This is a genomic window from Streptomyces sp. NPDC002779 (genome assembly GCF_042888685.1).
GTDB lineage: Bacteria > Actinomycetota > Actinomycetes > Streptomycetales > Streptomycetaceae > Streptomyces.
Map to the genome: position 1 here is coordinate 66,474 of NZ_JBIAQC010000012.1, position 22,223 is coordinate 88,696.

Here is a 22,223-nt window from a genome sequence, read left to right on the forward strand (position 1 = left end):
GTGTCCGAGCTCCCGACCCTTCGGCACGAGCTGACGGCCGCCCAGCGCGAGGTGTGGCTGGGCCAGCAGCTGGACCCCGAGGGCACCAGCTACAAGACCGGTTCCTGCCTGGAGATCGACGGCCCGCTGGACCACGCCGTGCTGACCGAGGCGCTGCGGCGCACGCTGGCCGAGACGGAGACGCTGTGCTCCCGCTTCCTCACCGACGAGCAGGGGGAGCCGTACCGGGAGCACTGCCCGGACACCCCGGTGCGGCTGCCGCACTTCGATCTGACCGGGCACGCGGACCCCGAGGCGGAGGCGATCGCCTGGATGGAGCGCGACCGGGCCACGCCGGTCGCGCTGGACCAGCCGGACATCAGCCGCCACGCGCTGTTCACGCTGGCGCCCGGCCGGCACATGTACTACCTGGGCGTCCATCACATCGTGCTGGACGGCACCAGCATGACGCTGTTCTACGAGCGGCTCGCCGAGGTCTACCGGGCGCTGACGCGAGGTGATCAGGTCCCGGAGCACTCCTTCGGCAGCATGGACCGGATGGCCGCCGACGAGGTGGCCTACCAGGAGTCGGCGCGGCACGAGCGCGACCGGGCGTACTGGACCGGGCTGTTCGCCGACCGTCCCGAGCCGGTCCGGCTCACCGGGCGCGTGAGCCCGCACGCCCTGGCCGGGACGCTGGCCAGCGTGCGGCTGGGGCCGGAGCGCACCGGGGTGCTGGAGGAGACGGCGCAGGCGGCCGGCTCCTCCTGGGCTCGGGTGGTGATCGCGTCGGTGGCGGCGTTCCTGCACCGGATGACGGGCGCCCGGGACGTCGTGGTGTCGGTCCCGGTCACCGGCCGGTACGGCGCCAACGCCCGGACGACGCCGAACATGGTCTCCAACCAGCTGCCGTTGCGTCTGACCGTCGACCCGGAGGCGAGCTTCGCCACCCTGCTCGACGAGGTCTCCGCGGCCCTGCGCGGCCTGATGGCGCACAGCCGCTATCGGGGCGAGGAGCTGGGCCGCGAACTCGGAGTGCGGGGCGGCGCCGGGGTGTTCGGGCCGACCGTGAACGTCCTGCCGTACACCCGGCCGGTCGACTTCGGCGGTCCCCTCGGCCTGATGCGCAGCCTCGGGTCCGGCCCCACCACGGACCTGAACTTCGTGCTGACCGGCACCCCCGAGTCGGGCCTCCGGGTCGACTTCGAGGGCAATCCGCAGGTGTACGGCCACCCAGAACTGGCGGATCTTCAGGACCGCTTCGTCCGGCTGATGGAGGACCTCGCCGGCCACCCCGAGCGGCCGGTCGGCCGGTCCGCGGTGCTCACCGCCGAGGAGCGGCGCCGCGTCCTTGAGGAGTGGAACGACACCGGCCGGGAGATACCGGACGACACCCTCACCGCGCTGCTGGACCGGCAGGCGGCCCGCACCCCGAACGCGGAGGCCCTGACGTACGAGGGGACCTCCCTGACCTACGCCGAACTGCACGCCCGCGCCGACCAGCTCGCCGCGAAGCTGGCCGAACGCGGCGCGGGGCCCGAGACGTTCGTGGCCGTCGCGCTGCCCCGCTCGGTGGAACTGGTCGTCGCCCTGCTCGCCGTACTCAAGGCGGGCGCCGCGTACGTGCCCGTGGACCCGGGGTACCCGGCGGACCGTATCGCCACCGTCCTGCACGACGCGGACGCGATGCTGGTGCTGACCGGCCGGGACACCGAGGACCGGCTGCCCGCGGACGGCACTCCGCGGCTGCTGCTGGACGGACCGGACGCGCCCGGCACGCCCGCCGTCGCTCCGGCCCCGGACCTCGACCCGCGCCACCCCGCGTACGCCATCTTCACCTCGGGCTCCACCGGCCGCCCCAAGGGCGTGGTCGTCCCTCACCGGGCGATCGTGAACCGGCTGGCCTGGATGCAGGACACCTACCGGCTCGGCCCCGACGACCGGGTGCTGCAGAAGACCCCGTCGGGCTTCGACGTGTCGGTGTGGGAGTTCTTCTGGCCGCTGCTGACGGGCGCCACGCTGGTGGTCGCCCGGCCCGACGGCCACCTCGACCCGGCCTATCTGGCCGAGACGATCCGGCGCGAGCGGATCACCACCGCGCACTTCGTGCCCTCGATGCTCGACGTGTTCCTGCGCGAGCCGTCCGCCGGAGCGCTGTCCGGGATGCGCCGCGTGTTCTCCAGCGGTGAGGCGCTCCCTGCCGAACTTCGTGCGCGTTTCCAGGCGTTGACCGACGTTCCGCTGCACAACCTGTACGGTCCGACGGAGGCCGCCGTCGACGTCACCTACTGGCCGTGCGCCGAGGACACCGGCTCGCGGCCGGTGCCGATCGGCCGCCCGGTGTGGAACACCCGGATGTACGTGCTGGACTCCGCCCTGCGCCCGGTGCCCTCCGGGGTGCCCGGCGAGCTGTACATCGCCGGTGTCCAGCTCGCCCGCGGCTACCTGGGCCGCCCCGGCCTGAGCGCCGAGCGGTTCACCGCCGACCCGCACGGCACGCCCGGCAGCCGCATGTACCGCACCGGAGACCTGGCGCGCTGGAACCGCGACGGCAGCCTCGACTACCTCGGCCGCGCCGACCAGCAGGTCAAGCTGCGCGGCTTCCGCATCGAACTCGGCGAGATCGAGGCGGCCCTGACCCGGCAGCCGGAGGTCGCCCAGGCCGCCGTGCTCCTGCGCGAGGACCGGCCCGGCGACCAGCGCCTGGTCGCCTATGTCGTCCCGGCCGGGGAAGAGGGACCCGACGCGGACTCCCTGGCGGCGCGGCTGCGCGAGCTGCTCACCGACTACATGATCCCCTCGGCGTTCCTCACGCTCCCGGACCTGCCGGTGACCCCGAACGGCAAGCTGGACCGCAGGGCCCTGCCCGTCCCCGAGGCCCCCGAGCGCGGCGCGGGCCGGGCACCGCGCACCCCGCGCGAGGAGCTGCTGTGTACGCTCTTCGCCGAGGTCCTCGGCGTCGAGGCGGTCGGCATCGACGACAGTTTCTTCGACCTGGGCGGCCACTCGCTGCTCGCCACCCGGCTGATCAGCCGCATCCGCACCGCCCTGGGCGTCGAGGTGTCGATCCAGCGGGTGTTCGAGTCTCCGACGGTGGCGACCCTGTCCCGCGCCCTGGACGGCGAGGGCCGGGCGCGTACGGCCGTGACGGCCCAGCGGCGTCCCGAGCGGCTGCCGCTGTCCTTCGCGCAGCAACGGCTGTGGTTCCTGCACCAGTTCGAGGGGCCGTCACCGCTGTACAACATCCCGGCCGCGCTGCGGCTGACCGGTCCGGTGGACGCCGTAGCGCTCGAAACGGCGCTCGGGGACGTGGTCGCCCGGCACGAGAGCCTGCGCACCGTCTACGCCGAAGATGAGCACGGCCCTCACCAGGTCGTCCTGCCCGCGTCCGCCGCGGCGGTCCGCCTGGAGCGCACCGACACCGACGCCGCGCACCTGGACAAGGAGATCTCCCGGGTCGCCCGCACCGCGTTCGACCTCGCCCGTGACCTCCCGCTGCGCGCCGCCCTGCTGCGCACGGCCCCGGACGAGCACGTGCTGATGCTGGTGCTGCACCACATCGCCGGCGACGGCTGGTCCCTCGCGCCGCTCGCCCGCGACCTGGGCACCGCCTACGGCGCCCGGCTGGCGGGGGCGACGCCCGACTGGGCCCCGCTGCCGGTGCAGTACGCGGACTACACCCTGTGGCAGCAGACGCTCCTGGGCGCCGACGGGGACCCGGAGAGCGAGGGCGCCCGGCAGCTCGCGCACTGGCGGCGGGTCCTGGGCGGGCTCCCGGAGCGGCTGGAGCTGCCCGCCGACCGGCCGCACCCGGCCCGCCGCGACAACACCGGCGACCGGATCGACCTCACAGTGCCCGCCGAACTGCACCGGCAGCTCGCCGAGTTGGCCGCCGAGAGCCGCGCCAGCGTGTTCATGGTGCTCCAGGCCGCGCTGGCCGCGCTGCTGACCCGGCTCGGCGCCGGTGAGGACGTGCCGCTCGGCTCCACCATCGCCGGACGCACCGACGCGGCCGTGGAGAACCTCGTCGGCTTCTTCGTCAACACGCTGGTGCTGCGCACCGACACCAGCGGCGACCCGGCCTTCCGCACCCTGCTCGACCGGGTCCGCGACACCGACCTGGCCGCCTACGCGCACCAGGACCTGCCGTTCGAGCGGCTGGTGGAGGCCGTCAACCCGGACCGGGGCGCCGGGCACCATCCGCTGTTCCAGGTCATGCTGACCTTCGACACCACCCAGCAGGACGCCCTGGGCGAGCTGGGCCGGCTGCCCGGTCTGCGCACCGAACTGGTCCCCGTGCACACCGGACTGTCCAAGTTCGACCTGGCGTTCGCCTTCGACGAGCGCCGGGACGCCGACGGCGGTCCCGCGGGCATCGACCTCGCCGTGGAGTTCAGCACGGAGCTGTTCGACGCCACCACCGCGCGCTCGACGGCCGAGCGGCTGCTGCGGCTGCTCGCGCAGGCCGTCGCCGACCCGGGCCGGCGGCTGGGCGACCTGGACGTGCTGGTGCCGGGCGAGCACCGGACGCTGCTGGTGGACACCAACCGGCCGGACGCCCGGACCCCGGCGCCGCGGGCGACGCTGCCGGAGCTCTTCGAACAGCAGGCGGCCCGGCACCCGGACCGCCCGGCGCTCACCTTCGAGGGCACCTCGCTGACCTACGCCCGGCTCAACGCGCAGGCCAATCAGCTGGCCCGGCTGCTCGTCGAGCGCGGTGTCGGCCCCGACGACCTGGTCGCGCTGGCGCTGCCGCGCTCGGCGGAGCTGGTCGTCGCACTGCTCGCGGTGGTCAAGTCCGGTGCCGCCTATGTACCGCTCGACCCCGGCTACCCGGCCGACCGGCTGGCCCACGCCCTGTCCGACGCGGCTCCCGTCATGCTGCTGACCACCGAGGAGGCGGCGGCCCGGCTGCCCGCCCACGAGGTGCCGACGATCGTTCTGGGCGCGGGCGAGGCGGACGGGTACGCCCCGGACGACCTCCGGGAGGGCGAGCGCGTCCGGCCGCTCGACGAGCAGGACACCGCGTACGTCATCTACACCTCGGGCTCCACCGGGCGGCCCAAGGGCGTCGCCGTGCCGCACCGCAATGTCGTGCGGCTGTTCTCGGCCACCGATCACTGGTTCGGCTTCGACGAGCGGGACGTGTGGACGCTCTTTCACAGCTACGCCTTCGACTTCTCCGTCTGGGAGCTGTGGGGCGCGCTGCTGCACGGCGGCCGGCTGGTCGTCGTACCGCACTCCGTGAGCCGCGACCCGGCCGCGTTCCTCGCCCTGCTGGAGCGCGAGCGGGTCACCGTGCTCAACCAGACGCCGTCGGCGTTCCACCAGCTGGCCGCCGCCGACCGCGAGCACACCCGCGAACTCGCCCTGCGCTACGTGGTGTTCGGCGGCGAGGCACTGGATCTGACGCGGCTCGCCGACTGGTACGAGCGGCACGCCGACGACGCCCCGGTGCTGGTCAACATGTACGGCATCACCGAGACCACCGTGCACGTCTCCCACTTCCCGCTGGATCGGGCCACGGCCGCGGCCGCCTCGGCGAGCACCATCGGCGTCAACATCCCCGATCTGCGGGTGTACGTCCTGGACGCCCGGCTGCAGCCCGCGCCGCCGGGCGTCACCGGCGAGATGTACGTCGCCGGGGCGGGTCTCGCCCGCGGCTATCTGGGCCGCCCGGGGCTGACCGCCGACCGCTTCCCCGCCGACCCGTACGCCGCCCTGTTCGGCGAGCCGGGCGCCCGGATGTACCGCACCGGCGACCTGGCCCGGCGGCGCGCCGACGGCGGCCTGGACTACCTCGGCCGCGCCGACCACCAGGTCAAGATCCGCGGCTTCCGGATCGAACTCGGCGAGGTCGAGGCGGTGCTCGCCGCCCACCCCGCCGTCCGGGACGTCGCCGTGCGGCTGCGCGAGGACACCCCCGGCGACCGGCGGCTCGTCGCCTACGTGGTCACCGACGGGCACATGGCCGACCGGGCACTGCTCGACCACGCGGCGACCCGGCTGCCCGAGCACATGCTGCCCTCCGCGTTCGTCGCGCTGGACGCGCTGCCGCTGACGCCCAACGGCAAGCTGGACACCCGGGCGCTGCCCGCCCCCACCTACACGGCGGCGGTCGCCGGACGCGCTCCCCGCGGCCCGCGCGAAGAGCTGCTGTGCGCCTTGTTCGCCGAGGTCCTCGCGGTCCCGCGGGTCACCGTCGACGACGGCTTCTTCGACCTGGGCGGCCACTCGCTGCTGGCCACCCGGCTCGCCGCCCGCATCCGCGCCGCGCTCGGTGTGGAGCTGTCGGTTCGACAGCTGTTCGACACGCCTACGGTGGCCGGTCTGTCAGCCGCCCTGGACGGTGCCGAGCACGCCCGGGAGCCGCTCACGGCCGGACCGCGCCCGGAGCGGCTGCCGCTGTCGTACGCCCAGCAGCGGCTGTGGTTCCTGCACCAGCTCGAGGGCCCCTCACCGACGTACAACATCACCGGAGCGCTGCGGCTGACCGGCGCGCTCGACACCGACGCGCTGCGGCGCGCCTTCGTCGATGTGATCGCCCGGCACGAGAGCCTGCGCACGGTCTTCGCGCAGGACGAGCGGGGTGCCCGGCAGATCGTGCTGGACGCCGCGGGCGTCCGCTTCCCGCTGCCGGTCGTCGAGACCACCGAGGCGGAGGTGGCGGACCGGCTGGAGCGGGCCGCCCGCCACTGCTTCGACCTGGAGCGCGACCTGCCCGTGCGGGCCGAGCTGTTCCGGGTGTCCGAGGCCGAGCACGTTCTGCTGCTGATGGTCCATCACATCGCGGGGGACGGCTGGTCGCTGGGCCCCCTGATGCGCGACCTGGCGACCGCGTACACCGCCCGGGCCGAGGGCACGCGGCCCGCCTGGGCTCCGCTGCCCGCGCAGTACGCCGACTTCGCGCTGTGGCAGCGCGCCTCGCTCGGCGACGCGGCGGACGCCACGACGCTCGCCGGGCGGCAACTCGCCCACTGGAAGCAGGCGTTGGACGGCCTTCCCGAACGGCTGGAGCTGCCCACCGACCGGCCCCGGCCGGCCGTCGCCACGCACCGGGGCGGCCGGATGCCGCTGGCCGTGCCCCCGGCGGTCCACCAGGCCGCCGTCGCCCTGGCAGGGGAGTCGCGGACCAGCCTGTTCATGGTCCTTCAGGCGGCCCTCGCCGCCCTGCTGTCCCGGATGGGCGCGGGTGACGACATCCCCGTCGGCACGCCGGTGGCGGGCCGCACCGACGACGCCCTCGACCAGCTGGTCGGCTTCTTCGTCAACACGCTGGTGCTGCGCACCGACACATCGGGCAACCCCACCTTCCGTGAACTCCTGGACCGCGTCCGGGAGACCGACCTGACCGCCTACGCCCATCAGGACCTGCCCTTCGAGCACCTCGTGGACGTGCTCGCGCCGGCCCGGTCGCTGTCCCACAACCCGCTGTTCCAGGTGCTGCTCAGCCTGGACACCACCCAGCAGAACGCCCTGGGCGCGCTGGCCGCGACCGGCCTCGGCGCGACCCCGCTGACGGTGGAGACCGGCGTCGCCAAGCTCGACCTGGCTCTGGAGCTCGCCGAGCACCGGGACGCCGACGGGACCCCGGCGGGCCTCGTGGGCGCCGCCGAGTACAGCGCCGACCTGTTCGACGAGGAGACGGTCGGCGCCCTGGCCGACCGGTTCCTGCGCCTGCTGACCACCCTCGTCGCCGACCCCGACCGGCGCATCGGCGACGTCGAACTGCTCAGCGACGCCGAACGGTACCGGGTGCTGACCGAGTGGAACGACACCGCCCGCCCCGCCGAAGCCCTGACCTTCGCCGCCTATGTGGAACGGCACGCCGCCGAGGCGCCCGGGCGGCCCGCCGTCGAGTTCGCGGGCGAGGTCCTCGACTACGCCCAACTCAACGCGCGCGCCAACCGGCTGGCCCGCCGACTGCTCCACCTGGGCGCCGGGCCCGAGAAGTTCGTCGCCACCGCCCTGCCCCGCAGCACCGACCTGGTCGTCGCCGCCCTCGCCGCGTTCAAGGCGGGCGCCGCCTATCTGCCCGTCGACCCGGCCTATCCCGCCGAGCGGGTCGCCCATGTCCTCGCCGACGCCGCCCCGGTCGTGCTGCTGACCTCCGCCGCCGTCGCCACCGGCCTGCCCGAGAGCGGCGTACCGCGGCTGCTGCTGGACGACACCGGTACGGCCGAGGAACTGGCCGCACTGCCCGCGCACGACGTCACCGACGCCGAGCGTCCCGTCGCACTGCGCCCCCAGCACCCGGCGTACATGATCTACACCTCGGGCACGACGGGCCGCCCCAAGGGCGTGGTCGTCACCCACACCGGTCTGCCGGGCCTGCTGGACATCTTCGTCCGCGACTGCGCGGCCGGACCGGGCAGCAGGGTTCTCCAGCACCTCTCCCCCGGCTTCGACGCCGCCTTCTGGGAGCTGGCCATGGGCCTGCTCACCGGCGCCACCCTGATCGTCGCCCCGCAGGAGACCACCCCGGGCCCCGAGCTCGCCGCGCTGGCGACCCGGCACTCCGCGACCCATCTGAGCCTGACGCCCGGGGTGCTGGGCCTGATGGCCGAGGGATCCCTGCCCGACGACACCACCCTCGTGGTCGGCGCCGAGACGAGCCCGCCCGAGCTGGTGGAGCGCTGGTCCGCGGGCCGCACCCTGCTCAACTCCTACGGTCCCACCGAGACCACGGTCTGCTCCACGATGAGCCGTCCGCTCTCCGGCGCCGTCACGCCGCCGATCGGCTCCCCCGTCGCGGGCACGGCCGTCTACGTCCTGGACGCCTCGCTGCGCCCGGTCGCACCGGGTGTACCCGGCGAGCTCTACGCGGCCGGACCGCACCTGGCCCGCGGCTACCACGGCCGGCCCGCGCTCACCGCGGAACGGTTCGTCGCCGACCCGTTCGGCACGCCGGGCTCCCGGCTGTACCGCACCGGTGACCTGGTGCGGTGGCTGCCGCACGGCGAGCTGGAGTATCTCGGCCGTGCCGACGACCAGGTCAAGATCCGCGGCCTGCGCATCGAGCCGACCGAGATCGAGGCGGTCCTCACCGAACGCGCCGAGCTGTCCCGGGCCGCCGTCGTCGTCCGCGAGGACCGCCCGGGCGACCGCCGCCTGGTGGCCTACGTCGTCCCGGAGCCGGGCCACGCCCCGGACGCCGCCCGGCTGCGCGCCGAGCTGCGCGAAACGCTGCCCGACCACATGATCCCGACGGCGTTCGTCGCCCTGGACGCGCTGCCGCTGACGATCAACGGCAAGCTGGACCGCAAGGCGCTGCCCGCCCCCGACTACTTCGCCCAGCGGTCCGGCCGCCTTCCGGCGACCGCTCGCGAGCGGCTGCTGTGCGACCTGTTCGCACAGACCCTCGGCGTTCAGGCCGTGGGCGCCGACGACGGCTTCTTCGACCTGGGCGGCGACAGCATCCTGTCCATCCAGCTCATCGGCCGGGCCCGCGCGGCCGGGCTCACGCTGTCGGTGCGGGACGTCTTCGAGCAGCAGACCCCGGCCCTGCTCGCCGGGACGGCCACCGAGGAAGCCGCAGGCGGAGACCGTCCGGCCGTCGTCTCCGGCTCGCCGTGGGGCACCGCGCCCGCGACACCGATGATGCGCTGGTTCGCCGAACTGGGTTCCGACGCAGCCCCGTTCAACCAGTCGGTCGTCCTCACCACTCCGGCCGGCCTGGACCCCGACGCGCTGCGCGCCGCCCTCGGCACCCTCCTCGACCACCATGACGCCCTGCGCCTGCGGGTCGCCGAGGACTGGACGGTCACCGTCCCGGAGCCCGGCTCGGTCGGCCCGGAGCTGAGCCTCTTCGACGCCTCCGGCCTGGACGAGCAGGCGCTGCGTGCCGCCGTGGCGGAACAGGCCCGTGCCGCACGCGAGAGGCTGTCCCCCGCCGACGGCCGTATGCTCCAGGCCGTCTGGCTGGACCGCGGCCCCGGGCACGAGGGGCTCCTCGTCCTGGTCGCCAACCACCTGGTCGTCGACGGCGTCACCTGGCGCATCCTCCTGCCCGACCTGGTCACCGCCTACGAGGGCGGCGACCTGGCACCCACCGGAACCCCGTGGCGGCAGTGGGCGGACGCGCTCGCGCGGCTCGCCGAACACCCCGGCACCGAGGCCGAACTGGACCACTGGCGCACCGTGCTCGCCGACGCTCCGACCGCCCCTCGCCTGGACCGCACCCGCGACCTGCATGCCACGGCGGGCGAGCTCAGGGCCGAGCTCGACGCCGACACCACGCGCGAACTCCTCACCCGGGTCCCGGGCCTGTGCCGCGCCACGGTCAACGACGTGCTCCTGACGGCCTTCGCGGTCGCCGTCGCCGAGTGGCGGCGCGGGCGCGCCGAGGACCCGGACGCCCCGATCGTCGTCGACCTGGAGAGCCACGGCCGCCACGAGGACGCCGTGCCCGGCAGCGAACTCAGCCGCACCGCGGGCTGGTTCACCGCCATGTACCCCGTACGGCTCGCCGCGCCCCGCGCCGACGGCACCGACGCCCCGATGATCCGGGCGCTCAAGGCGGTCAAGGAGCAACTGCGCACGGTACCCGGCGACGGCCTCGGCCACGGCCTGCTGCGCCGGCTCAACCCGCGTACCCGGGACGTGCTCGCCGCGCTGCCCGAGCCGCAGTTCGGCTTCAACTACCTCGGCCGGCTCGGACAGGACGACACCGGCGGCTCGTGGCCGATCAACGGAGGCGACGTGGCCGGCATCGACGGTGCCATGCCGCTTGCCCACCCCGTCGATCTCAACGCCGTGGCCCTGGACACCGGTTCGGGCATCCGGCTGCGGGCGACCTGGACGTACGCGTCCGCGCTGCTCACCGACGAGGACGCCCGGCGGCTCTCCGACGCCTGGTTCCGGGCCCTGCGCGACCTCGTCGCGGAGACCGGCCGCCCCGGAGTGACCGCACTGACGCCGTCGGACCTCGCCCACCCCGGGCTTGGGCAGGACGACATCGACCTCTTGGAGCAGGCCGTCCCCGGCCTCCAGGATGTGCTCCCCCTGGCCCCCCTCCAGGAGGGCTTCCTCTTCCTCAACCTCTACGACCAGGACGCCCGGGACGTCTACGTCGGCCAGATCTCCTTCGACCTGGAAGGCACCTTCGACGCGGCCCGGATGCGCTCGGCGGCCCATGCCCTGCTGCTGCGCCATCCCAACCTGCGCGCCGGTTTCCGGCAGACCGCCTCGGGCGCATGGGTGCAGACCGTCCCGGCCGACGTCCAACCCGACTGGCGCGAGGTGGACCTGAGCGCACTGCCCACCGCCGAACGCTCCGCCGAGTCCGACCGCCTCGCCGCCGAAGACCGGGACCGCCGCTTCGACCTCACCCGGCCCCCGCTGCTGCGACTCACCGCGGTACGCCTGTCCGCCGATCACGTCCGACTGGTGATGACGAACCATCACATCCTGCTCGACGGGTGGTCGTTGCCACTGCTCTGGCAGGAGCTCACCGCACTGTACGCCGCCGGCAACGCCTCCGCCCTGCCCCGGGTGCGCCCCTACCGTGACTACCTGGCCTGGCTGGGCGAGCGCGACCGGGACGCCGCCCGGGCAGCCTGGCAGCACTCCCTGTCCGGCATGGAGGAGGGCTGCCTGCTCGCGCCGGGCGCGGGCGAGGTCGACGCGGCCCCGCTGAGCGTGCCGTTCGGCCTGGACGCGGTCGCGACCGAGGCGCTGACGGGGTGGGCGCGGTCGACCGGGGTGACCATGAACACCGTGGTGCAGGGCGCGTGGGCTCTGGCACTGGCCCAGGCCACCGGCCGGGACGACGTCGTGTTCGGCGCCACCGTCTCCGGCCGCCCGCCCGAGCTGAACGGCGTCGAGCGCATGATCGGCCTGTTCATCAACACCCTTCCCGTGCGGCTGCGCCTCGACCACTCCGAGACCCTCACCGGCCTCTTCCGCCGCCTCCAGCACGAACAGACCGCACTCCTCGACCACCAGTGGCCGGGCCTCACCGACATCCAGACCTGGACCGCACACCCCCAACTCTTCGACACCGCCATGGTGTTCCAGAACTACCCCGTCAGCGCCGACGCGACGAGCCTCGACCTCGACGGCCTGCGCGTCACCGGGTTCCACGCCGTGGAGCACACGGACTTCGTAGCCAACCTGGTCGCCCACACGCGGGACTCGGCACTGAGTCTGCGGCTCGACTACCGGGCCGATGTGTGCGAGGAGAGCCTGGCGCGAGACTTGACGGACCGGGTGGTGCGGGTGCTGGAGGCGCTGGTCGCCGATTCGACCCAGCTCGTGGGACGCCTGGAGACGCTCGAACCCTACGTGCGGGAACGGGTGTTGGTGGAGTGGAACGGGGTCGCCACCGAGCTGCCGGACGTGCCGCTGCATGAACTGGTCGCCCGGCAGGCAGAGGGTGCGCCGAATGCGGTGGCCCTGGTCTGCGACGGTCGTTCGCTCTCCTACGGTGAGTTGAACGGCCGTGCCAACCAGCTCGCGCGTTATCTGATCGCGCAGGGTGTGGGGGCCGAGCAGTTCGTGGCGGTGGCGTTGCCGAAGTCGCTGGACGCGGTGGTGGCCCTGCTCGCCGTGGTGAAGGCCGGGGCCGCCTATCTGCCGGTCGACCCGGAGTACCCGGCCGAGCGGATCGAATACATGCTCAGGGACGCCGCGCCCGTGCTGACGCTCACCGAGCCGATACCGGAAACGGAGTGGGCCGGGTACGACATGGCCGACATCGCAGACTCCGAGCGGCGGATGCCGTGGGCTTCGCGCCATGCCGCCTACATGATCTACACGTCCGGATCCACCGGACGGCCCAAGGGTGTGGTCATCGACCATCACGCGCTGGCCACCTACCTCCACCGGGCCGGTAGCGCCTACCCCGCGATGGCAGGCTCCACCGTCCTGCACTCTCCCCTCGCCTTCGACCTGACCATCACCGCCCTGTGGACCCCCCTGACCAGTGGCGGCACCGTCCAGCTGACCTCGCTGGAAGAGAGCAACAGCCAGCCGACACTGGTCAAGGCCACCCCGAGCCACCTGCCGATCCTGGCCAGCCTGCCCGACAGCGCCTCGCCGTCGCAGACGCTCGTCCTGGGCGGAGAAGCCCTGCACGCGGATCAGCTCACCACCTGGCGCGACCAGCACCCCGACGTTGAGGTGATCAACGCCTACGGGCCCACCGAATCCACCGTCAACATCACCGAACACCGCCTCAACGGCACCCAGCAAGGACCGGTGCCCATCGGCCGGCCCTTCGCCAACACCGCCGTCTACGTCCTGGACTCGGCGCTGCGCCCGGTCGCCCCCGGCGTCACCGGCGAGCTCTACCTCGCAGGCCACCAACTCGCCCGCGGCTACCACCACCGCCCCGCCCTGACCTCGGAACGCTTCACCGCCAACCCCTACGGCGGCCCCGGCAGCCGCATGTACCGCACCGGCGACCTCGCCCGCTGGACCACCAACGGCCACCTCATCTACGCAGGCCGCGCCGACCACCAAGTCAAACTCCGCGGCCACCGCATCGAACTCGGCGAAATCGAAGCCGCCCTCGTCAGCCAGGGCGCAAAGCAGGCCGCCGTCATGCTCCGCGAAGACACCCCCGGCGACCAACGCCTCGTCGCCTACATCGTGACGGACGGCTGGGACGAATCCGCGGCCCTGGCAAGGGTCGCCGAGCAGTTGCCCGACTACATGATCCCATCAGCGGTCGTCACCCTCGACGCCCTCCCCCTCACCCCCAACGGCAAACTCGACCGCAAAGCCCTCCCCACACCCACCTACACCACGAAGGGCCGAGCCCCGCGCACCCCCCAGGAAGAGATCCTCTGCACTCTCTTCGCCGAGGTCCTCTCCCTCCCCCAAGTCACCATCGACGACAACTTCTTCGACCTCGGCGGCCACTCCCTCCTCGCCACCCGACTCACCAGCCGCATCCGCGCGGTCCTGGGCGTCGAACTCAGCATCCGTCAGCTCTTCGAAACACCCACCGTCGCCGCACTGGCCGCGGAGCTGGACAGCGCCGAGCACGCCCGGTCCGAGCTCACGGCGGGTCCGCGCCCTGAGCGCATCCCCCTGTCGTACGCCCAACAACGCCTGTTGTTCCTGCATCAGCTGGAAGGGCCCAGCCCGACCTACAACACGGTCACCGCCCTCCGGCTCACCGGGGTCCTCGACGAAGAAGCCCTCCGGCAGGCCCTCGGCGACGTGGTAGCCCGGCACGAGAGCCTGCGCACGGTCTTCGCCGAGGACGAGCAGGGTGCCCATCAGGTCGTCCTGCCCGCGGACGTCGCCGAGGCTCCGTTCACCGTCGTCGAGGTCGCCGAGGAGGAGATCGAGGCGAGGCTCGCCGAGGTGGCGGCGCACTGCTTCCGGATCGACTCCGAACTCCCTGTTGCCACACGGTTGTTGCGCGTGTCGGCGGAGGAGCATGTGCTCGTCCTCCTGGTCCATCACATCGCCAGCGACGCCTGGTCACGCGGCCCGCTGGCCCAGGACCTCACCACCGCCTACACCGCACGCCTCACCGGCCACGCACCGGACTGGCCCCCACTGCCGGTCCAGTACGCCGACTACGCCCTCTGGCAACACCAACTCCTCGGCGACGACACCGACCCCGACAGCCTCGCCGGACGCCAGCTCGCACACTGGAAGAAAGCCCTCGCCGGCCTCCCCGAACAGCTCGACCTGCCCACCGACCGGCCCCGCCCCGCGGTCGCCGACTACCAGGGCGACCGGGTCGTCTTCGAGATTCCGGCGGAGCTGCACGAGCGGCTGACCGCGTTGGCGCGTGGGTCGCACACCAGTGCGTTCATGGTGATGCAGACGGCGCTCGCGGCGCTGCTCACCCGGCTCGGGGCGGGCCACGACATCCCCATCGGCACTCCCATCGCGGGCCGCACCGACGACGCCACCGACCGGCTCATCGGCTTCTTCGTCAACACCCTCGTCCTGCGCACCGACACCAGTGGCAATCCCACGTTCCGCGAGCTCCTCGACCGGGTCCGCACCACCGACCTCACCGCCTACACCCACCAGGACCTCCCCTTCGAGCGCCTCGTCGAGGTCCTCAACCCGGCGCGCACGCTGTCCCATCACCCCCTCTTCCAGGTCCTGCTGACCTTCAACAACACGGATCACGAGGGGGCGTTGAGGGACGTCGCCGACCTTCCGGGCCTGCGGGTCTCGCCACAGACGGTGCAGCGGACGGCGTCGAAGTTCGATCTCTCCTTCGCGTTCGCCGAGTCGTTCGACGATGCCCGCCGGCCGGCGGGCATCAACGGCGCGTTGGACTTCAGCACCCAGCTCTTCGAACGCACCTCCGCCACGAAGCTCGCCCAGCGATTCCTTCGCGTCCTGGAGGCCATGACCTCCTCGCCCGGCCTGCACATCGGCGACGTCGAGATCCTCGACGCCGACGAACGCGAGCGGGTGTTGGTGGGGTGGAACGGGGCCGCTACCGAGTTGCCGGACGTGCCGCTGCATGAACTGGTTGCGCGGCAGGCCGCGCGGACGCCGGACGGTGTGGCGGTGGTGAGCGACGAAAACACGCTTTCCTATGGCGAGTTGAACGGCCGTGCCAACCAGCTCGCGCGGTATCTGATCGCGCAGGGTGTGGGGGCCGAGCAGTTCGTGGCGGTGGCGCTGCCCAAGTCGCTGGACGCTGTGGTGACCCTGCTCGCCGTGGTGAAGGCCGGGGCAGCCTATCTGCCGGTCGACCCGGAGTACCCGGCCGAGCGGATCGAATACATGCTCAGGGACGCCGCGCCCGTGCTGACGCTCACCGAGCCGATACCGGAAACGGAGTGGGCCGGGTACGACACGGCCGACATCGCAGACTCCGAGCGGCGGATGCCGTGGGCTGCGCGCCATGCCGCCTACATGATCTACACGTCCGGGTCGACCGGGCGGCCCAAGGGTGTGGTCATCGACCATCACGCGCTGGCCACCTACCTCCACCGGGCCGGTAGCGCCTACCCCGCGATGGCAGGCTCCACCGTCCTGCACTCTCCGCTCGCCTTCGACCTGACCATCACCGCCCTGTGGACCCCCCTGACCAGTGGCGGCACCGTCCAGCTGACCTCGCTGGAAGAGAGCAACAGCCAGCCGACACTGGTCAAGGCCACCCCGAGCCACCTGCCGATCCTGGCCAGCCTGCCCGACAGCGCCTCGCCGTCGCAGACGCTCATCCTGGGCGGCGAGGCCCTGCACGCGGATCAGCTCACCACCTGGCGCGAGCAGCACCCCGACGTGCAGATCATCAACGCCTACGGACCCACCGAATCCACCGTCAACATCACCGAACACCGCCATAGCGGCACCCAGCAAGGACCGGTACCCATCGGCCGGCCCTTCGCCAACACCGCCGTCTACGTCCTGGACTCGGCGCTGCGCCCGGTCCCGCCGGGTGTGACGGGTGAGCTCTACCTCGCGGGCCACCAACTCGCCCGCGGCTACCACCACCGCCCCGCCCTGACCTCGGAACGCTTCACCGCCAACCCCTACGGCGGCCCCGGCAAACGCATGTACCGCACCGGGGACCTCGCCCGCTGGACCACCGACGGCCACCTCATCTACGCAGGCCGCGCCGACCACCAAGTCAAACTCCGCGGCCACCGCATCGAACTCGGCGAAATCGAAGCCGCCCTCGTCACCCAGGGCGCAAAGCAGGCCGCCGTCATCCTCCGCGAAGACACCCCCGGCGACCAACGCCTCGTCGCCTACATCGTCACCGACACCTGGGACGAAACCGCAACCCGCACAGCCCTGACCCACCACCTGCCCGACTACATGATCCCGTCGGCGGTCGTCACCCTCGACGCCCTCCCCCTCACCCCCAACGGCAAACTCGACCGCAAGGCCCTTCCCGCACCCACCTACACCACGACCGGCCGAGCCCCGCGCACCCCCCAGGAAGAGATCCTCTGCACCCTCTACGCCGAAGTCCTCGGCCTCGAACGCGTCACCATCGACGACAACTTCTTCGACCTCGGCGGCCACTCCCTCCTCGCCACCCGACTCACCAGCCGCATCCGCTCCACCCTGGGCGCCGAACTCAGCATCCGTCAGCTCTTCGAAACACCCACCGTCGCCGCACTGGCCACCCAACTGACAGACGCCGACACAGCCCGCACCCCCCTCACCCCACACCACCCCCGCCCAGACCGCATCCCCCTCTCCTACGCCCAACAACGCCTCTGGTTCCTCCACCAGTTCGAAGGCCCCAGCGCCACCTACAACATCCCCACCACCCTCCGCCTCACCGGCACCCTCAACACCCACGCCCTCCACCAAGCCCTCAACGACCTCATCACCCGCCACGAAAGCCTCCGCACGACCATCGCCGAGGACGAGCACGGTCCGCACCAGATCGTGCACTCGCCGCAGGACGTGCCGCTGACCGTCGTGGAGACCGACGAGGAGGAGCTGGCGGCGAGGCTCACCGAGGCCGCGCATCACGCGTTCGATCTCGGGGACGAACTCCCGGTGCGGGCAACAGTGTTCAGGGTTACCGCGACCGAGCATGTGCTGCTCCTGCTGATCCACCACATCGCCAGCGACGCCTGGTCGCGCGATCCGCTGGGCCGTGATCTGACGGCGGCGTACACCGCGCGCCACGCGGGCCGGGCTCCGGAGTGGGAGCCGCTCGCGGTGCAGTACGCCGACTATGCCCTGTGGCAGCACCAGCTCCTCGGCGAGGACACCCACCCCGACAGCCTCGCCGGACGCCAGCTCGCACACTGGAAGGAGACCCTCGCGGACCTTCCCGAGCAGCTCGACCTGCCCACCGACCGGCCCCGCCCCGCGGTCGCGGGCCAGGCGGGTGACCGGGTGGAGTTCGCACTCGACCCGCGCCTGCACCGTCGTACGGCCGAATTGGCGCGGGCGACGAACACGAGCACGTTCATGGTGCTTCAGGCGGCGCTCGCGGCCCTGCTCACCCGGCTGGGTGCCGGGGAGGACATTCCGCTCGGCACTCCGGTCGCCGGGCGCACGGACCGGGCGGCCGAGGATCTGATCGGGTTCTTCGTCAACACGCTCGTGCTGCGCACCGACACCAGTGGCAACCCGGCCTTCCGCGAACTGCTGGAGCGTACGCGGCGCGCCGACCTGGCGGCCTACGCCCATCAGGACGTGCCCTTCGAGCGGCTGGTGGAGGCGGTCAACCCGGCGCGGACCCTCGCGCATCACCCGTTGTTCCAGGTGATGCTGATCCTGAACACCGCCGACGCCGACCCGCAGGCGTCGCTCGCGCTGCCGGGGCTGCGGGTCACCCCGGAGCGCAGCCGGCTGGGCGCGGCGAAGACGGATCTGGCGTTCGCGCTGGTGGAGACGCGGGACGGGACTGGGCAGGGGGCCGGGATCACCGGCGCGCTGGACTTCCGCACCGATCTGTTCGACCGTACGACGGCACAGTCGCTGGTGGACCGGTTCGTGCGGCTGCTGGAGGCGGTCGTCGCCGATCCCGGCGTCCGGCTGTCCGAGGTCGACGTCCTGGCGGCCACCGAGCGGCGTGAGCTGCTGGGCGGGGCGGCCGGGACGGTGCTGGACGGGCTCGACGCGACGCTGCCGGAGCTGTTCGCGGCTCAGGCGGCCCGCACCCCGGACGCGCCGGCGGTGGTGTCGGGGTCGACGACGGTGTCGTACCGCGAACTCGACGAGCGCGCCAACCGGTTGGCGCATCTGCTGCGCCAGGAAGGCGTGCGGCCGGGAACCCCGGTGGTCATGCTGATGGAGCGGTCCGTGACGCATGTCGTGGCCACGCTGGCCATCGGCAAGGCGGGCGGAGCGTACGCCCCGCTGCATGACACGTATCCCGTGGAGCGGATGCGGTACGTGGTGCAGGACACGGCGGCCACGCTGGTTCTCACCGACCGGGCGGAGGCCGCACGGGCCGGTGAACTCGGCGTCCGGGTCGTGGTCCTGGACGAGCACGGCGCCCCGGCCGACGCGCACCGTGAGGAGGTCCCGCGCACCGGGCTGCGGCCGGACGATCTCGCCTACGTGATGTACACCTCCGGCTCGACCGGACGGCCCAAGGGCGTGGCGGTCACCCAGCGCGGCGTCGTGGACCTCGTACGGGACCACTGCTGGCGGCCCGGCACGCACGCGCGGGTGCTGCTGCACGCGCCGCACGCTTTCGACGTGTCCTGCTACGAGATGTGGGTGCCGCTGCTGTCCGGCGGCACGGTGGTCGTGGCACCGCCGGGGCAACTGGACGCCGCCTCGATCGTGGAGTTGATCGCCCGGCACGACATCACGGCGATCCATCTGACCGCCGGGTTCTTCCGGGTCGTCGCCGAGGAGGCGCCGGAGTGCTTCGCCGGGGTGCGGGAGGTGCTGACCGGCGGTGACGTGGTGTCCCCGGCGGCGGTCGCCCGGGTCCTCGAGCACTCCCCCAGCCTGGTGCTGCGCCATCTGTACGGTCCGACGGAGACGACGCTGTGCGTAACGCAGCACGAGGTACGAGCGCCGTACTCGGCCCGTACGACGCTGCCGATCGGGCGGCCGACCGGCAACACCCGGGCATATGTGCTCGACCGGTACCTCCAGCCGGTGCCGGCCGGGGTGGCGGGCGAGCTGTTCGTCTCCGGCAGCGGCCTGGCGCGCGGCTATCTGCACCGGCCCGAGCTGACCGCCGAGCGCTTCGTCGCCGATCCGTTCGGCACTGTCGGTGAGCGCATGTACCGCACCGGTGACCTGGTACGCCTCAATGCGGCGGGCGAGCTGGAGTATCTGGCGCGCGCCGACGACCAGGTCAAGATCCGCGGCTTCCGGGTGGAGCTCGGCGAGGTCGAGACGGCACTGGCGGCGCACGAGGAGGTCGCGCAGGTCGCGGCCGTCGTCCGTGAGGACCGGCCCGGCGACCGGCGCCTGGTCGCCTATGCGGTGCCAGCGCGGCATGCGCCGGAGGTGGACCCGGCCGGGCTGCGCGCGTTCGTACGGCAGTTCCTGCCCGACTACATGGTCCCCTCGGCGGTGGTCGTCCTGGACGGGCTGCCGCTGACCGCGAACGGCAAACTGGACCGCCGGGCGCTGCCCGCGCCGGACTACGCGGCGGCATCGAGCGGGCGGGCCGCCCGCACTCCGGTCGAGGAGCTGCTGTGCACGCTGTTCGCGGAGGTCCTGGGCCTGGACGCGGTGGGTGCGGACGACGGCTTCTTCGACCTGGGCGGCGACAGCATCCTGTCCATCCAGCTCGTCAGCCGGGCCCGCGCCGCGGGACTCACGCCTGCCGTGCGGGACGTCTTCGAGCACCAGTCGCCAGCCCGGCTCGCCGAGGCACTGGAACTGCGCGGCACCGGCCCAACGGCCGCGGCGCAGGTGCCGCAGGTCGATCCGTACGGTCCGGTGCCGGCCACGCCCGTCATCGCGCGGGTCGCCGAACTGGGCCTGGGCGGCGATGACTTCAACCAGTCCGTGGTGGTGTCCGTGCCGCCCGCGCTGGACGGGGAGCGGCTGGCCGCGGCCCTGCGGCGGGTGCTGGATCACCATGACGCACTGCGGCTGCGCACCGGCCCCGACGGGACCATGGAGGTGTGCCCGCCCGGCGCCGTGCCCGTCGAGGACGTCCTCACCCGTGCGACGGCCGACGCGGCCGTCTCCTCCGACGTCGAGACGCTGGCCACAGAGCTCGCGGAAGCCGCCCGGGACCGCCTCGCGCCGGCCGCGGGCCGCATGCTCCAGGCCGTCTGGGTGGACCGCGGGGACCTGCGCGACGGCCTGCTGATCCTGGTAGCGCACCATCTGGTGGTCGATTCCGTCACCTGGCGCATCCTGGTGCCGGATCTGGCGGCCGCCTACCAGGGCGACGCACCGGCCCCGACCGGCACCTCCTGGCGGCAATGGGCCACCTCGCTGCACCGGCTCGCCGCCGAGCCGGCCACCGAGGCCGAGCTGGGGCACTGGCGGGACACGCTCGCCGTGGACACGGAGCGGGCGCTCCGCGTGGACCGGGAGCGCGATCTGCACCGCACGGCGGGCCGGATCAGCCTCACCCTGTCGGCCGAGATCACGCGGGCCCTGCTCTCCCGGGTGCCGGGCGCCGTCAACGCGAGCGTCGAGGACGTGCTGCTGACGGCGTTCGGGCTGGCCGTCGCCGAGTGGCGGCGCGTCCGCGGCGAGGACCCGGACGCCCCGGTCGTCGTCGACCTGGAGAGCCACGGCCGCCACGAGGACGCCGTGCCCGGCAGCGAACTCAGCCGCACCGCAGGCTGGTTCACGGCCCTGTACCCCGTACGGCTCGCGCCGGACGTCGCCGACTGGACCGCCCTGCGCCAGGACACTGCCGCCCTCGGCGACGTACTGAAACAGGTCAAGGAACAGCTACGGTCCGTGCCCGGACACGGCCTCGGCCACGGTCTGCTGCGCCATCTCAACCCGCGTACGCGGGACGTACTCGCCGCGCTGCCCGAGCCGGAGTTCGGCTTCAACTACCTGGGCCGCCGTACGGCGGCGCCGTCCGGCCCGGCGGAGCACTGGAGCGTGATCGGCGGCGGGGTCGCGGCCTTCCGGCCCGCGGCGCCGATGGCGCACGTGGTGGAGATCAGCGCCGTGGCGCAGGACGGGGAGGACGGGCCCCGGCTGCGCGCCGACTGGACGTACGCAAGCCGCGTGGTCCGCAACGAGGACGCCCGGACCCTGGCCGAGCTGTGGTTCCGGACCCTTGAAGCCCTCGTGGAGCTCGCCGACCGCCCCGACGCGGGCGGCCTGACCCCGTCCGACGTGACCCTCGCCTCCCTCAGTCAGTCCGAGATCGAGGAGTTCGAGGCCGACCTTGATTCCGAGTGGGAGAGTGAGCAGTGAGCCGGCAACCGACTCGTTCGCGTAGCAAGATCGAGGACATCCTTCCGCTGTCCCCGCTCCAGGAAGGCTTCGTCTTCCTCAGCCTGCTCCACGAGGGCGGTCTCGACCCGTACGTCAGTCAGGTCGCCTTCGACTTGCACGGCCGGTACGACGACTCCCGGATGCGCCGCGCCGCCCGGGCCCTGCTGGAGCGCCACCCGAACCTGCGTGCCGGTTTCCGGCAGCGCCGCAACGGCGCCTGGGCCCAACTTGTGCTGCGGGAACCTGAGTTGTCCTGGCAAGAGCACGACCTCGGCGCCCTGCCGACGGAGGATCGGGAGCTCGCGGCAGGCCGACTGGCCGCGGAGGAGCGCGCCCGGCCCTTCGACCTCGGCCGCCCGCCGCTGCTGCGCTTCACGGCCCTGCGGCTGTCCGCCGACCATGTCCGCCTGGTGATGACGAACCATCACATCCTGCTCGACGGCTGGTCACTGCCG

General features: G+C 72.9%; 1 protein-coding gene and 1 pseudogene (1 of these 2 only partly in view). Both read left to right on the top strand.

Annotated features, from left to right (window positions below; translation table 11 throughout):
* Positions 1-21,747, top strand: a complete 21,747-nt coding sequence (locus tag ACFYW5_RS29500; RefSeq protein ID WP_389420148.1) for a non-ribosomal peptide synthase/polyketide synthase — start codon at positions 1-3, stop codon at positions 21,745-21,747.
* Positions 21,744-22,223: pseudogene (locus ACFYW5_RS29505) on the top strand (amino acid adenylation domain-containing protein) (its annotated part continues 10,434 nt past the right edge of the window); the annotation flags it as partial. The gene ACFYW5_RS29500 and the pseudogene ACFYW5_RS29505, both read left to right, overlap by 4 nt.